General features: G+C 64.4%; 12 protein-coding genes. 4 read left to right on the top strand and 8 right to left on the bottom strand.

Annotation, left to right across the window (positions count from 1 at the left end; translation table 11 throughout):
- Positions 1 to 330 precede the first annotated feature (330 nt).
- The 6 genes from ACJJV2_RS10130 to ACJJV2_RS10105 all read right to left on the bottom strand — a co-directional run bounded on the left by ACJJV2_RS10130 (position 331) and on the right by ACJJV2_RS10105 (position 8,234).
- Positions 331 to 2,289 (bottom strand): ABC transporter ATP-binding protein, encoded by a 1,959-nt coding sequence (locus ACJJV2_RS10130; protein ID WP_284891727.1) that lies wholly within the window; start codon positions 2,287 to 2,289, stop codon positions 331 to 333.
- A gap of 23 nt (positions 2,290 to 2,312) precedes the next feature.
- Entirely contained in the window at positions 2,313 to 3,212 is a 900-nt protein-coding gene (locus ACJJV2_RS10125; RefSeq protein WP_284891729.1) for an ABC transporter permease, read from the bottom strand.
- Positions 3,213 to 3,219: 7 nt separating this feature from the next.
- Positions 3,220 to 4,164, bottom strand: a complete 945-nt coding sequence (locus ACJJV2_RS10120; protein ID WP_405280526.1) for an ABC transporter permease — start codon at positions 4,162 to 4,164, stop codon at positions 3,220 to 3,222.
- A gap of 1 nt (position 4,165) precedes the next feature.
- On the bottom strand, positions 4,166 to 5,392 hold the full coding sequence (locus ACJJV2_RS10115) for an alkaline phosphatase family protein (RefSeq protein WP_284891730.1): 1,227 nt from the start codon (positions 5,390 to 5,392) through the stop codon (positions 4,166 to 4,168).
- Positions 5,392 to 6,891: an ABC transporter substrate-binding protein gene (locus ACJJV2_RS10110; RefSeq protein ID WP_347421074.1), complete on the bottom strand. Its 1,500-nt coding sequence runs from the start codon at positions 6,889 to 6,891 to the stop codon at positions 5,392 to 5,394. The genes ACJJV2_RS10115 and ACJJV2_RS10110 overlap by 1 nt, the downstream gene beginning before the upstream one ends.
- 305 nt (positions 6,892 to 7,196) lie before the next feature.
- Complete coding sequence (locus ACJJV2_RS10105) at positions 7,197 to 8,234, bottom strand: LysR substrate-binding domain-containing protein (protein ID WP_405280521.1); 1,038 nt, start codon at positions 8,232 to 8,234, stop codon at positions 7,197 to 7,199.
- 253 nt (positions 8,235 to 8,487) lie between these two features.
- On the opposite strand from ACJJV2_RS10105, the gene ACJJV2_RS10100 reads away from it, so the two are divergent.
- Complete coding sequence (locus ACJJV2_RS10100) at positions 8,488 to 9,585, top strand: TauD/TfdA family dioxygenase (RefSeq protein WP_347421076.1); 1,098 nt, start codon at positions 8,488 to 8,490, stop codon at positions 9,583 to 9,585.
- A complete protein-coding gene (locus ACJJV2_RS10095) occupies positions 9,582 to 10,157 on the top strand; it encodes an HD domain-containing protein (protein ID WP_043332289.1) in 576 nt (191 codons plus the stop codon). Before ACJJV2_RS10100 ends, ACJJV2_RS10095 begins: the two co-directional genes overlap by 4 nt.
- 16 nt (positions 10,158 to 10,173) lie before the next feature.
- On the opposite strand, the gene ACJJV2_RS10090 is transcribed toward ACJJV2_RS10095, so the two are convergent.
- Positions 10,174 to 11,076 (bottom strand): LysR family transcriptional regulator, encoded by a 903-nt coding sequence (locus ACJJV2_RS10090; RefSeq protein ID WP_347421077.1) that lies wholly within the window; start codon positions 11,074 to 11,076, stop codon positions 10,174 to 10,176.
- Between the two features lie 217 nt (positions 11,077 to 11,293).
- On the opposite strand from ACJJV2_RS10090, the gene ACJJV2_RS10085 reads away from it, so the two are divergent.
- Positions 11,294 to 12,280, top strand: a complete 987-nt coding sequence (locus ACJJV2_RS10085) for a zinc-dependent alcohol dehydrogenase family protein (protein WP_347421078.1) — start codon at positions 11,294 to 11,296, stop codon at positions 12,278 to 12,280.
- A 200-nt stretch (positions 12,281 to 12,480) separates the two neighbouring features.
- Entirely contained in the window at positions 12,481 to 13,290 is an 810-nt protein-coding gene (locus ACJJV2_RS10080; protein ID WP_317292890.1) for an SDR family NAD(P)-dependent oxidoreductase, read from the top strand.
- Positions 13,291 to 13,416: 126 nt separating this feature from the next.
- On the opposite strand, the gene ACJJV2_RS10075 is transcribed toward ACJJV2_RS10080, so the two are convergent.
- Positions 13,417 to 14,667, bottom strand: coding sequence for a PAS domain S-box protein (locus ACJJV2_RS10075; protein WP_054555892.1), 1,251 nt, complete (start codon positions 14,665 to 14,667; stop codon positions 13,417 to 13,419).
- Positions 14,668 to 14,730 lie beyond the last annotated feature (63 nt).

Below are 14,730 nucleotides of genomic sequence, written 5' to 3'. Positions count from 1 at the left end.
TCGACTTGCCCCTGTCAGTTGCTGAATGGACCCACTGACCATCGTGTCGCGTCATGATGGTCAGTGTCCCAGAGAAGAATACGTGAGAGAGAAGAACGCTTGAGCAAGTGTTTTGGCTGAGTGGAAGCCAGTGTGGAAGTGCGCACTCGTCGTCAACTGCAGAGCCCTTGCTCAAACGCTTTCCTGTCCTGAATGTCCTGTCCCGACATTCCCTGCCCGCCATTGGTGGGCTTTTTTCGTTGCATGAAGGTAATCAGCAGCGGAGATCGGCAGCAGGGAGAGGCAGCCGGGACAGGCGGGCCGGACAGAATGGTGGGACAGAAAGCCGGGTCATGCCGCGACCAGCTTGGCCTCCATCAGGGTTTGCACATAGGGCGGCAGGTCCCCTGTGGCGAGGCTTGCGACATCTCCCAGATGCTCGGTGCGGCCATTGCGCAGCACCAGTACGCGGTCCGCGAAATGACTGACCAGCCCCAGGTCATGGGTGACGAAGACCAGGCTCAGGCCGCGCTCACGCTTGAGGCGTTGCAGCAGGCGAATGATGGCCGCCTGTACCGAGACATCCAGCGCCGAGGTGATCTCGTCACACAGCAGGATGTCGGGCTCGGCGGCCAGCGCGCGGGCGATGGCGACGCGCTGCTGCTCCCCCCCTGACAGCTGACTGGGCAGACGGTCGAGATAAAGCGCGGGCAGGCGCACCTCTTCCAGCAGCGACTGGGCACGCTGGCGGGCGCCATCGCCCTTGAGATCGAACCAGCGAGACAGCACCGGCGCGAGGGATTCGAACACGGTCAGACGAGGATTCAGCGCCGTGCTGGCATGCTGGAAGATGTACTGGATCTTCTGACGCTGCACCGGACGCCGCTCGGCGACCAATCCCGCCAAGGACTCCTGACGCAGACTGAGCTGTCCGGAGACGGGGGAGAGCAGGCCGGCCAGCGCCTTGAGGATCGAGGTCTTGCCGCTGCCGGATTCGCCGATCAAGGCCAGCGTCTCGCCTTGCTGGAGCGAGAATGCCACATCGCTGACGGTGAGCGCCGGCGTTTCACCGCGCAGGCGCGCCAGCCAGCCGGGCATGCGATAGCACAGGTTCAGCGACTCCACGGCCAGCAGCGGCGCGATGTCCAGTGACGTGGCTGACTGCGAGTCGTTCTTTACGCGATCGGCCCGCTCATCGGTTGCTGCGTTACTTTCCGCACTTTTCGCACTTTCTCCGCTCTCCGCATGCGCTCTGCCCACTGATTCATGACCCTCCAGCGCATGATGGCAGGCGTAGCGACCTTGCCAGCTCGGCACGCTGTCACGGCACGTCTCACTGGCGCGCGGACAGCGCGGTGCGAAGGCACAGCCCTTGATGGCGCTTCCCACCAGGGGCGGAGTGCCTTCCAGCGCGGCGTCAGGTCGATAGCACTGACTGCCCGGAGTCGCGGCCAGCAGCGCGTGACCATAGGGGTGGCGCGGGCCGTTGAGGAAGTCGCGAGTCGCGGCGACCTCCACCAGCTGACCGGCGTACATCACCGCGACGCGGTCACACAGGTGAGATACCGCGCCCAAATCATGACTGACGAAGACGATGCTCATGCCCAGCTCAGCGCGCAGCGAGGCCAACAGCGCCAGAATCTCATTCTGGGTGCTGGCATCCAGGCCGGTGGTCGGCTCATCCATCACCAGCACTCGTGGGCGTTGCGCCAGGGCCAGCGCCAGACTGGCGCGTTGCTGCTGTCCGCCGGAAAGCTGGTGCGGATAGCGCTGCATCAGCACTTCGGGGTGAGGGAGGTGGACGCGTCGCAGCCATGCCACGGCCTGCTGTTCACGTTCCGCCTTGCCTTTCACGCCCTGTGACAGCAGCGTCTCGCACAGCAGGCTGCCGAGCGTGAGGTGAGGCGTCATGGCCTTTTCGGCATGCTGGGACACCAGCCCGAGCCTGAGTTCGCCCAGCCAGCGCCCCGGTTGATGATGAAAGCTCAGCTGGCGGTGCTCGTCGTGAAGAGGGTCATGACTTGTAGAGGCAGTGGCAGAGGTAGAGGCAGTGGCAGAAGTGGAGGCAGTGGCGGGCGCAGATGAGGCGACACTCACCTCGCCGGTGCGCACCAGGCTGCCCCGACGCAACAGGCCCAGCATGGCCGTGGCCAAGGTGCTCTTGCCGCTGCCGGACTCGCCCACCAGACCCAGAATCTCGCCCTGGCCCAGGCTCAGGTCGATACCGCGCAGCACGGGTCGCCAGGTCTGCTGGCGATCATGAAAGCCGATGTTGAGATCGCGAACGCGGATCACGGCGTTGTCCGTCATGGCGTCACCTTTGGAGTTCGGAATCATTCGGGGCGCCCCGCACGGTCGATGCCCAGTGTCTTGGCCAGGGTGTCGGCGACCAGATTGATGGCGATGATCAGGCTGGAGAGCGCCACGATGGGCGGCAGCACGGCCCAGGGCGCAAACGACATGAAGCCGCGGCCATCGGCGACCATCAGTCCCCAGTCCGGGGTCGGCGGGGAGACGCCGAAGCCGAGAAACGACAGCGAGCTGAAGGCCAGCAATGCCCAGGACCAGCGCATCGCCAACTCGACGAGGATGGTGTCGAGCACATTGGGTTTGATCTCGCGCCACAGCAGGCGCCTCAGGCTGTCGCCGCGCAGTCGTGCGGCCTGTATATAGTCAAGGCACAGCACTTCGCGGCACGCCGTGACCATCACGCGCACCACCGCCACGCCATAGAAGATGCCCAGGGTCAGGATGAAGACCAGCGGGCCGGGGCCCATCACGCCGATGACCAGCAAGAGGAACAGTAGCCAGGGAATCGACAGCAGGGCGTCCACCAGGCGCATGGCGATGTTCTCGACCCGCCCACCGATGATGGCCAACAGCATGCCGCAGGCGCTGCCCCATACCACGGCCAGCACGGCGGCCGGCAGCGAGGTGTAGATGGCCTCGCGGCCCCCGGCCAGGGTGCGGCTGAGGACATCGCGGCCGAGCTGGTCGGTGCCCAGCCAATGTTCGGCACTGGGGGGCAGCAGTGAAGCGAGACTGTCACCCGCAGAGATGTCATGGGGCGCCAGCCAGCGGCCAGCGACGGCCAGCAGAAGATGCAGGCCGATCAGCACCAGGCCCAGGCGGCCCTGGCGGTTGGCCCACAGCAGCGCCAGGGTGTGTTGACCCGGCAGGCTGGCCAGGGCCAGTCGCGGGCCGCGCGCGGTCGTCGAGGAAGAAGCGTTCATGAGTGACTCAGGCTGTCTTGAGTTTGGGGTTGAGCACGATGACCAGCATGTCGGCGACCAGATTGCACAGCACATAGGTGACGGAGAGCACCAGCGCGCAGGCCTGCACCACCGGCATGTCGCGGTCATTGATGGCCGAGATCATCAGGCGCCCCAGCCCCGGATAGTTGAAGACCTGTTCGACGATCACCACGCCGCCCAGCAGCCAGGCGATGGTCATGGCGGCCAGACTGATGGTCGGCAGCAGGGCGGCCGGCGCCAGATGGCGGATCACCAGACGCCAGCGCGGCAGCTGGCGGATACGCGCCATGTTCATGAAGTCGCTGTCCATCACGCTGATGGTGTTGGAGCGGGTCATGCGCATCATGTGTGCCATGGCCACCAGCGCCAGCGTGATGGCGGGCAGCCAGACACCGGGCAGCAGGTTCCACAGGCTCTCATTGGCACCGGCCACGGTGATGGCAGGGAACCATGGCAGCCAGATGGCGAAGGCCAGGGTCAGCAGGATGGCGCTGATGAATTCCGGCACCGTCATGGCGATCAGCACCAGGCTGGAGAGGCTGGAATCGATCCAGCTGTCGCGCTTGAGCGCCGCGATCAGCCCCAGCAGGATGGCCAGCGGGATGGCCATCACGGTCGCGATGCCGCCCAGCAGCAAGGTGTTGGCCAGACGCGGCATCAGGGTATCGCTGACCGGTGCACGACTGGTCAGCGAGGTGCCGAAATCACCACTCAACAACTGCCCCCACCAGCTGACGAAGCGCGTCGTCACCGGCGTGTCCAAGCCAAGTTCGGCGCGACACTGGGCGAGATTGATCGGTGTCATGCTGCGTCCCAGATAGTTGACGCAGAAGTCGCCGGGCAGCATCTCGATCACCCAGAACACCACGCAGGCAACGAAGACCAGCGTGAAGCCGCCATACAGGCAGCGCTGCAACAGCATTGCCCACATCTCAGTTCACCTCTTGAAGATCAGGTGCCCGCTGTGGCGTCGAAGCCTCACCGAGGGGCGGCAGGCCCAGCACCTGACGCAGGCGCGGGTGGAGGGCCAGTGACTCGAGTTCAAGGCGCTCGCCCGCAGTGATTGACGGGCCGTGCAGAATGGCGAAGCGCTGGTCCGACGTGGCACCGGGGCCGAAACCGTGCGTGGAGACATAGCCGGGGGCTGCCACCAGCTCTGCGTGATGGGCATGCTTGCAGGCGGGTTCGAAGCTCATGCCCGGCGGCGCCTGATAGAGCTGGATATGCTCCACATCCGGGGGCAGGAAGTCGGCGGCCGCGAGCAGCGTGACGCCGAATTCGGCCAGGCGCGCGGCCTGCTCGCGTTGGCGTTCGTCATCATCACAGGCCACCAGCAACAGGCCACCATCACATTGCAGCGCGACATCCGGTAGAAGGCGGTCTGCCACCAGTGCCCGCTGGACCGGGGCATGACCATGATCACTGAAGACACACAGGTGATAGGCCTCGCGCTTGTTGATGGCCTCAAGGCCGGCCAGCAGGCTGCCGAGCTGGGCATCGACCATCATCAGGGCCCCATCGACCAGGGCGTCATCATTGCCATGCACATGCAGGCAGTAATCGGGAGTGTTGAGTTCGAGCAGCACCAGCTCTGGCGTTTCGCGCTCGATCAGCGACAGTGCCTCGTTGAGCAGTTGCTGGTCATTGCTCATCGCGCGCATCAGGGCGTCATTGCGGGCGTCCCAGTGATTCAGACGCGGCGCGGTCATGCCCTTGGCGCGCAGGTCGCCTTCCTCCCACCAGGGCGACAGATACCAGTCGCAGCTCTCGGGGCGGGCCAGCCCGAAGCCGAGGCTGGCCACCCGCAGTCCTGCCGCGCGCGCGGCCTCGAGCAGGGTTTCGCCACGCAGGTCCTCGACCGTTGCTGGACGAAAATGCCCTGCAGTGGCGCTGGCGTCTGAGGTGTGACTGTCGCGATCCGTCTCAGAACCGGGGCAATAGATACCGTTGGAATAGATGCCGTGCACCTGAGCCGGTTGCCCGGTCAGGACACCCGCTCGCGCGGGCATCGAATTGGCATTGGTATCGGCACCCAGGCGCTCGATCAGCAGGCCGTCTCTGGCCAGGGCATCGAGATGCGGCAGGCGCGCTCGCGTCTCGGCGAAGCGCTGACTGCTGATGCCGTCCATCAGAATCAGGATCAGGCCAGGGCGGGACATCAGCTCTCTCCCTGCTTGTCGACCTGGTGCCAGCGAATCGCGAAGTGCTCGACCGCCGGGATATGCACCTCACGCTTCATGACGCGGTTGTTGTTGAGGTGGAAGGGAATCAGCGTCGCGCCGGTCTCGGTCAGCAGCGCCTGGGCCTGGTGATAGAGCTCGGTGCGAGCTTCGTCATCCAGGGTGGCGCGCGCCTTGGCGAGCAGGGCATCGAATTCGGGGTTCTTGTAGGCCGACTCGTTCCAGTTGGCCTCGCTCTGGAAGATCTCGTTGAGCACCTGATCGGTGGGGCGCTGGCCCCAGGCCGCGGTGAAGGCCGGCTTCTTCATCCAGGCGGTGTTCCAGTAATCCGCCGCGGGCACGTTGTGCACGTTGACGGTGATGCCGGCCTCGGCTGCCTGACGCTGGTAGAGCTCCGTCATCGGGCGGAAGTAGTTGTCGACGCCGCTGGTGTAGACGTCGATCTCCAGCCCATCGGCATACCCCGCGTCGCTCAGCAGGCTGCGAGCGGTGTCGAGGTCCTGCGGGCATTGCTGCGCCAGCTTGTACTGATCGCCATTCCAGACCGGGTTGTCACAGGTAATGGTGGCGCCGCCCTTGCCGAACAGCAGGTTGACCATCTCTTCACGGTCGGCCACCAGACGCAGTGCACGGCGCACGCGCACATCCTGGAAGACCTCGTCGTCGGCGCGGAACACCATGCCACGCCAGTCGCCGGTGGCGATGGAGTCGTAGTGGTAGGCCGGGTTGCTGGAGAACAGGCGCAGCTGCTGGGCGTTGACGCCATTCCAGCCCGACCAGTCAATCTGGCCGGCCAGCAATGCCTGGGTGCGGGCGTTGTCATCGGGAATGCCGATCAGGTCCATGCCATCCAGCTTCGGAGCGCCTTCCCAGTAGTCAGCGAAGGCTTCGAAGGTGGTGGTGCCCTGCGGATCGAATTCGACCAGCTTGAAGGGGCCGGTGCCGATGCCCTGCAGTGAGATGTCGTCATCAAAGCCGACCGGCACGATCTTGGCGCGGTAATCCATCAGCAGAATCGGCAGGTCAGCATGGGACTGGCTGAGGCGGAACACGATCTGGCCGGCCTCATTGACGCTGACGTCCTCGATGACTGACAGCGCGGCGCGTGCCGGGGCATCGCGCTCGGGGTCGAGCAGACGCGTGAAGCTGTAGATGACGTCATCCGCGCTCAGCGCCTTGCCGTTGTGGAAGCTGACCCCGTCACGCAGCGTGAAGGTCCACTCATCGGCAGCGGGATTGGCCTGCCACTCGGAGGCCAGGTCCGACACCGGCTCGCCCTTGCTACCCTGACGGACCAGGCGGCTGTAGATCAGCTGGTTGGCCGAGTAGAAGCGCGTCGGGGAGATGGGATCCAGCGACTCCTTGCCACTGAACTCGACCCAATGCGGGGTGCGCAGTGTCTCGGCATGGGCCAGCTGGGGGACGGCCAGTTGGGCGAAGGCGGCAAGGCCGATGGCGGCGATCAAGGGCTTCTTCATGTCAGGCTCCAGGCAAGGACAACGGTCAGGGACGGTAGTCAGGGACAGTGGTCAGGGGCGGTCGTCAGGTACGGTCATCAGTGACAGCAAGCAGGTTCCGCAAGACCGGGTCAGGTCGACAGGCAGGCCGTTGGATGGCTCGTGGCGCAGTCCGCCGGGACGGCCGGACTGCGGCAACGCTGTCGTCTTGAGGCGTCATCTTTGGCGCAGATGATGACGTTTCCGTGACAGATGCCAGCCGTTGGCCGCAACAAAAACTGCGACTGTGCCTTAGAAATTCTGAGGCTCGCGTCTTCCTGCCCGTGCTAGCGGGGCTGGGAGGGCATCTCGCTGGTGACAGGATTGGCCTGAGAGGTGTGCATGGTGCTGCGCAACCAGGCACAGAAATCGTTGACCGCCGGGGCATGGCGGCGCTCCGGAGACACCAGCAGGTACTGGCTGCTGGTGCTGGGCATGCGCAAGGCGTGCGCCAGTTGCAGGCGTCCGTTCTTGATCAGGTCCATCACGAAGGACTGGCGGACGAGCAGGAAGCCATGCCCCTCGAGTGCCGCGGCAATCGCCAGACTGGCATTGCCGAACTTGAGGCCGGCCGGCGGGATGTGGCCGCGAAACTTCTGCAGCCGGAACCAGTCCAGCCAGCTTTCGCGGTAGCCGATGCACTCGATTCTGGGCGCGCGGGCCAGCTCGTCGAGTGGGCTCGCGGGCGAGGCATTGGGAGCGAGGGAGTGGTGCAGGAAGGTGGGGCTGGCCACGACGACCCACTGCTCATCGGCCAGTTTCTCGTACTCGCGCCCGCACCAGCCGCCGTAGCCATTGATGATCTCGATATCGACGTCGGGCTGCTCTTCCGGGAGTACCTGGTTGTGCGGCAGCACCGTGACCTGGATGTTCGGATGCAGGCGCTGGAAGTCCTTGAGCCTGGGGATCAGCCAGTATTCGACGAAGCTGTGATTGGAGCGCAGTGTCAGGCTCTGCTGCTCATCGTGCTGGAAGAGGGTGGCGGTACCGCGCTTGAGGGTCTCGAACACGCCACTGACCAGCGGCAGATAGGCATGCGCCTCGTCGGTCAGCTCGATGCGATTGCCGCGGCGCACAAACAGGCTGACCGCGAGGAAGTCTTCCAGCTGCTTGACTCGCTGACTGACGGCGCCCTGGGTAATGCACAGTTCGGCGGCGGCGCGGGTCAGGCTGCCGAGGCGGGCGGTGGCCTCGAAGGCGGTCAGGGCATTGAAGGGGGGCAGGCGCTGAGCGAGGCGCTGGGAAGGGTGATAGGCAGGACGCGACATGCAGAACTCCAGCTTGACTGAGCCAGTCGCCGCATCGGCGGCTGGTGCTGAAGCCATGACTGCAGATCCTGCCGCGGCACGCGGCCGGGCGCTCATTCTTGCAGCCGTGCATGACGATGACGTGACAGTCTGCGCGCATAAAAACTAAGGCTCGCCGCCAGAAAGTCTCGCTATGGTCACGGGGCTGCGTTCACTAGCATGGCGGGCATTCCCTGGCGGATCGCTCGTTTGACATGAGCGCCAGCCACACCCGTTCGTCATGCCGTGCCTTGCGGCTTGTGATCGCACTCGACAGACAGGAAGACTCTGCATGCCTCGCCTCGCGTTTGACGCCGAACAGCTTCACCTGACTCTGGATGATGGCCAGACCCTTGCCCAGCATGTGCTGTGGCTGCAAGACCATGACCCCGCCCGTCGCCATGCCAATGGCCAGCGTCTGGACAGTGTGCTCGACCTCGACTGGGACGCCGCCATCAGCGAGGCGGCGCTTGAACAGGGCGACGTCCTGCGAGTGACACTGAGCAATGCACGCGAGATTCGCTACGGCGTCGATGAGCTGGCCGCCTTGAGCACCGGCTTCCCCGATGAGCGCAGCAGTGCGCACAAGACGCTCTGGCAGGGCAGCGAGTTCTCGGTCGCCCGGGTCGAGTGGGCCGATGTCATCGCCGGGGGAGAGGCACGTCGCAAGGCACTGGCCTGTGTCCGTGACACCGGGGTGGTGTGCCTGCGTGGCGTGCCTGTCGAGCCGGGCAAGGTGCTCGAGGTGATCGAGCAGTTCGGGTATGTGCGCGAAACCAATTACGGCAAGCTGTTCGATGTTCGCACCGAGGTCTCGCCGAGCAATCTCGCCTTCAGCAATCTCGGACTCGGGGCGCATACCGACAACCCCTATCGTGATCCGGCGCCGAGCATCCAGCTGCTGCATTGCCTGAGCAACGAGGTGGAAGGCGGCCAGACCCTGTTGGTGGATGGCTTCGCCGCCGCCGAGCGCCTGCGCGAACTGGCGCCCGAGAGTTTCGCGCTGCTGACGCGCACGCGGGTGCCGTTCCGCTTCCATGACGCGGACCATGCCGATCTCAGAAGCTGGGTGCCGTTCATCGAGACCGACCACAAGGGCAACATCCGCCAGGTGCGTTACAACAACCGCTCCATCGCCTCTCTGCCGCTGCCGCTTGAGGCGCAACGCGCCTTCTATCGTGCCTATCACGACTGGGCGCGCGTGATCGGTCAGCCGGAGCAGGCCACGCGCCTGCGCCTTGCCCCGGGGGACTGCCTGCTGTTCGACAACAGTCGCGTGATGCATGCCCGTACCGCCTTCGTGGCCGGTGGCAATCGTCATCTGCAGGGCGCCTACGCCGATCTCGACAGTCTGTATTCCACTCTCAACCTGCTGGAGAACGCCCGATGATCACTCAGCCTGCCAACGCCGAGGGCATCGTCGGCCTGATCGAGGACATCTTCGCCCTGCACGGTGCGGACTCCTATCTGGGCGAGGAGGTGACCATGGCCGAGCACATGCTGCAGGCGGCGCATCTGGCCGAGCAGCAGGGAGAATCCGAGTCGGTGATTCTGGCCGCCTTGCTGCATGACGTGGGGCATTACGCCAATGCGCTGCCGCCGGAGGTCTTGATGAACGGCCAGGACAATCGTCATCAGGTCAGCGGTGCCGACTGGCTGGCGCGCTTCTTCCCGGCCGAGATCGTCGAGCCGGTACGCCAGCACGTGGCGGCCAAGCGTTATCTGGTCGCGGTGGAGCCGAGCTATCGCGCCTGTCTGTCACAGGCCTCGCTGGATAGCCTGGCCCTGCAGGGCGGGGCGATGGAGCCGCACGAGGCCGCGGCCTTTGCCCAGCTGCCCCAGCTTGCGGCCATTCTCAAGGTGCGTCGCCTGGATGATGCCGCCAAGGTGGCCGGCATGCAGACGCCGGACTTCGCTCACTACAAGCCGATGCTCCAGCGCTGGGTGCTGGCGGCGGGATGACGGGCTTTCCGGCGTCTCAGCCCTGTTGAACATCCCAATAGGGCGGGCTGCCGAAGTATTCGGAGAAGTAGTCCAGGAAGGCGCGCACCTTGGGGGCCAGCTGGCGGTTGCTGGGATAGACCGCCCAGATGCCGGTCTCGCTGATCAAGGGCGTCTCGGGCAGTACCTCTACCAGGCTGCCTTCGGCCAGGTGGCGGTAAATGCTCCATGTCGAGGACAGGGTGATGCCCAGGCCAGCGGCGCAGGCGTCACGAACGGCTTCGCCATTGTCGGTGCGGATACGCCCCTTGACCCGAATCGGCTCGACGCCGTTCTCGCACTGAAAGCACCACTGGTCCATGCCGATCAGGGTCAGGCATTCGTGTTCGTGCAGCATCGAGGGGTGCGTCGGCGTGCCATGGCGCGCGAGATAGTCCGGCGAGGCGCACAGAATGCGCTTGTCCGGTGCCAGGCGCCGCGCGATCAGGCTGGAATCCTTGAGGGCGGAGTTGCGGATGGCGATATCAAAGCCGCCCTCGACCAGATCGACGATGGTGTCGGTCAGGCGCAGGTCCAGTTCCAGATCAGGGCAGCGCTCGAGAAAACCGGCCAGGCCCGGCACCAGGTGCATGCGCCCGAAGGAGGCGGATGCGGTGATGCGCAAGGTGCCGCTGGGGGAGGTCGTGCCGATGCCGACGGCAGCCCGCGCGGCCTCGGCGCTGATCAGTACCTCCTCTGCATGGGGGAGAAAGGCACGACCTTCTTCGCTCAGTGCCACATGACGCGTGGTGCGATGCAACAGGCGCACCCCCAGACGGTCCTCGAGCTTGCGCAAGTGAGAGCTGGCGACGGCGGGTGACAGCCCCAGATCCTCGCCGGCCTGACTGATGCTGTTCACGGCGGCCAGACGGACGAACAACTTCAGGTGCTCAAGATTCATGCGGGTGTCCTCATTTGCGTCGATGTGCGTGGCTCCCGATGGCGAGAGGCACGCCAGCAACGGCTTGGCGCAATGTTCGTGATGTTCAATACGCCCAATACGTCCAACACATCTATTACTTTCAATAAAAACAATAAACTGATTGTAGTTTATCGCCGTTTATCATTCAGGCCCATGACAATTATGCTGGCTCCACATCCACGCAGGAGACAGACTCATGAAAGCGATGCTCGTCAAATCATTCGGTGGTCCCGAGGTGTTCGAAGCGGCGGAAATCGCCAAGCCCCAAGCGGCGGCAGGTCAGGTACTGGTGCGCATCGCCGCCACCAGCATCAACACCGTCGACACCATGATTCGCGAGATGGGCCCTGAGCTGCCGCTGTCTCCGGCACTGCCGGCGCTGCTGGGCATGGACTTCGCCGGTACCGTCGAAGCCGTGGGCGAGAGCGTCGAAGGCTACGCCATCGGGGATGAAGTCTATGGTTGTGCTGGTGGCCTGGCCGACCTTCCGGGCACCCTGGCCGAGTATATCGCCGCCGATGTCCGCCTGATCGCCCACAAGCCGAAGTCCTTGAGCATGGTGGAAGCCGCGGCGCTGCCGCTGGTCGGCATCACGGCCTATGAAGGTCTCAAGCGCGCCAACATCGAGGCCGGTCAGAAGGTGCTGGTTCACGGTGGTGCGGGTGGTGTGGGTCACATCGCCATCCAGCTGGCCCGTCACTTCGGTGCCGACGTCGCCTCTACCGTCGGTCGTGATGAGCACGAGACGCTGGTCGAAGGGCTGGGTGCCAGTGCCATCAATTACCGCAATGAGCAGGTCGCCGACTATGTGGCCAAGCACACCGACGGCAAGGGCTTCGACATCGTGTTCGACTCCGTCGGCGGCGCCAACCTGCTGACCTCCTTCGAGGCTGCCGCGCTCAATGGCCATGTCTCGACGACCGTGTCCTTCATGGAAATCGATCTGACCACCGCGCACTTCAAGGGCCTGTCACTGCATGTCGTCTTCATGCTGATCCCGATGCTGCATGACTTCCGTCGTCAGCAGCACCACGAGATTCTGGCCGACATGGCGCGTATCGCCGATGCCGGCGCGCTCAAGCCGATCATCGATGATCAGGTCTTCCCGCTTGAGGAAGTGGGCCAGGCCCACGCCCGTCTGGGCAGCGGCAAGGCAACCGGCAAGGTCATCGTCGAGGTCTGATGCCAAGACCTGCTGCTGAGGCCTGATGCCGAGGTCTGATAGCGAGACCTGATAGCGAGACCTGATAGCGAGACCCGCCAGCCATCCAGGCGGCAGTATTTTGACACTGCGCTGGCACAGATGAACGACAGGGAGTGGCCATACGGCACACCCTGTAGTTCGCGTCTCAAGCGTCGTGTGACATTTCAAGGAGAGAGCGCATGAAAACCATCCTCATCACCGGTTCTACCGATGGCATCGGCCTGGTCACGGCCAAGGCCCTGTTGGAGCGCGGCCATCGCGTGCTGATTCACGGGCGCAGTGAGCAGAAGGTCAATGGCGTCGTCGCTGAACTTGCGGCGCTGGCAGGGGCTGAGCGTGTCGCCGGTTTCGTGGCCGACCTGTCCGACCTGGCCGCCATCGATTCACTGGCAAGCGAAGTGCTGGCGGCCAACGCCAGTCTGGATGTCCTGATCAACAATGCCGGTGTCTTCCAGGCCCCCAGCGTCGTGACGGCTGACGGTCTCGACCTGCGCTTCGTGGTCAATACCCTTGCCCCGTATCTGCTCACCCAGAAACTGGCTTCGGCACTGCGTCCGGCCGGGCGGGTCGTCAACCTCTCCTCGGCGGCTCAATCCTCCGTGGACCTGAAGGCGCTGACCGGAGAGGTCGCGTTCAACGACCACTACGCGGCCTATGCCCAGAGCAAGCTCGCGATCACCATATGGACCCGCATGCTTGCCCAGGACTGGGAAGGCCAGGGGCCGATCCTGATCGCGGTCAACCCGGGCTCTCTGCTGGCCAGCAAGATGGTCAAGGAAGGCTTCGGCGTGCCGGGCAAGGACCTGGGCATCGGTGCCGATATCCTGGTGCGTGCGGCACTGGATGAGGAATTCGCCGGCGCCAATGGTCAGTACTTCGACAACGACGCCCAGCGATTCGCACCGCCGCACGCTGACGCACTCGATGATGCGCTGTGCCGTGAAGTGGTCGCGACGATGGAGAAGACGCTCGGCTCTCTGGCTGGCTGAAGCGCGCCGGGAACCGCTGTCACGCTGCAATATGATGCCCCGCTCATGCTGATCTCTCAGCGTGGGCGGGGCGTCGTCGTATGCAAGGGCATGCAAGGGCTGGCGGATGGATGGCGCAGGCTAGCCTCAGAGGCGATCGATCGCGGCGCTGACCTGCCGGGCACCGGCCAGGATCTCGGCGATGACCGCCTGGGTCTGATCGACGCTCTGCTGGCCGGCTTCACTGTGGATGACGACGGTGTTCATGCGCTCGCCCGCCTGGCGGATCAAGGCGGTGTTGTCGCGCAATACCTTGCTGATCTGCTCGGCGGATTGCGTAGTGGCTTGTGACAGACGTCGAACCTCATGGGCCACCACCGCAAAGCCTCTGCCATGATCTCCCGCGCGGGCGGCTTCGACCGCCGCGTTCAAGGCCAGCAGGTTGGTCTGCTGCGCAATGTGGGAAATGCTTTCGGCCATCTGGTTGATGCTTCTCACATGATGATTGAGCGCCTCGATGACCTGCCGCGCCGTCGCGACTTCCGTGCCGGCACGGGTGACATCCTCCACGGCGGCCGCCAGTTGTGTCAGGCCGTCAGCGGCGATGGTCTCCGTCTGCTGGGCGCTGGTGCGCGCGGCAGTGACGGCGTCTCGCGTGGCCTGATGCTGCTGCATCTCGGCGGTGATATCGCTGGCGAACTTGATGACGCGCACCACCTTGCCGCGGGCATCGAGCACCGGGTTGTAGGTCGCTTCCAGCCAGATCGGGCTGCCATTGGCCGTGACGCGCGCAAAACGCCCCTGTTTGAAGCTGTTGTTGGCCAGCTCGCGCCAGAAGTCGGGGTTTTCCTCATAGAAGCTGTCAGCGCAGAAGCGGCGATGATGCTGCCCGATGACGTCATGGGCCTGATACCCCATCACCTTGAGGAAGTTGTCGTTGGCCTTGAGCACGGTGCCATCCGGCGCGAATTCGATCACTGCCATCGAGGTGTTGAGCGCGGTGAGAATGGCGTCCTGACTGCTGGCGCTCTCGTGACGCTCACTGACATCGCGGGCAATCTTGATGATGTAACGCACACGCCCGCGGCGAGTCATGACCGGCAGGTAGGTCGCCTCCAACCACAAGGTCGCGCCTCTGGCATCACGTCGCTCGAAGGTGCCACCGCGTGAATGGCCGGCGGCCAGCTGTTGCCAGAAGTGTTGATAGTCCGGGGCCTGATGGACCTCGCTCGAGCAGAACATTCGGTGATGCTGCCCCACGACCTGATCACGGCGATAGCCCGTCGCTGACAGAAAGGCGTCGCTTGCGCCAAGAATGCTGCCATCCGGGCGAAAGAAGATGCAGGCAGTGTGGTCTTCCAGCGCACGGCGCAGGGCCTGGGCACGATCGAGCAGCATGGGAGAGTTCCTGGCAAGAGAGGGGAGGCACCAATCCGTCATCGACTGCGGACATCCTTGATG

It is taken from the genome of Cobetia sp. Ld8, from assembly GCF_045066615.1.
Lineage (GTDB): Bacteria > Pseudomonadota > Gammaproteobacteria > Pseudomonadales > Halomonadaceae > Cobetia > Cobetia amphilecti.
Note: the sequence above shows the minus strand (reverse complement) of the source record. Positions and strands in the feature narration are given on the sequence as shown.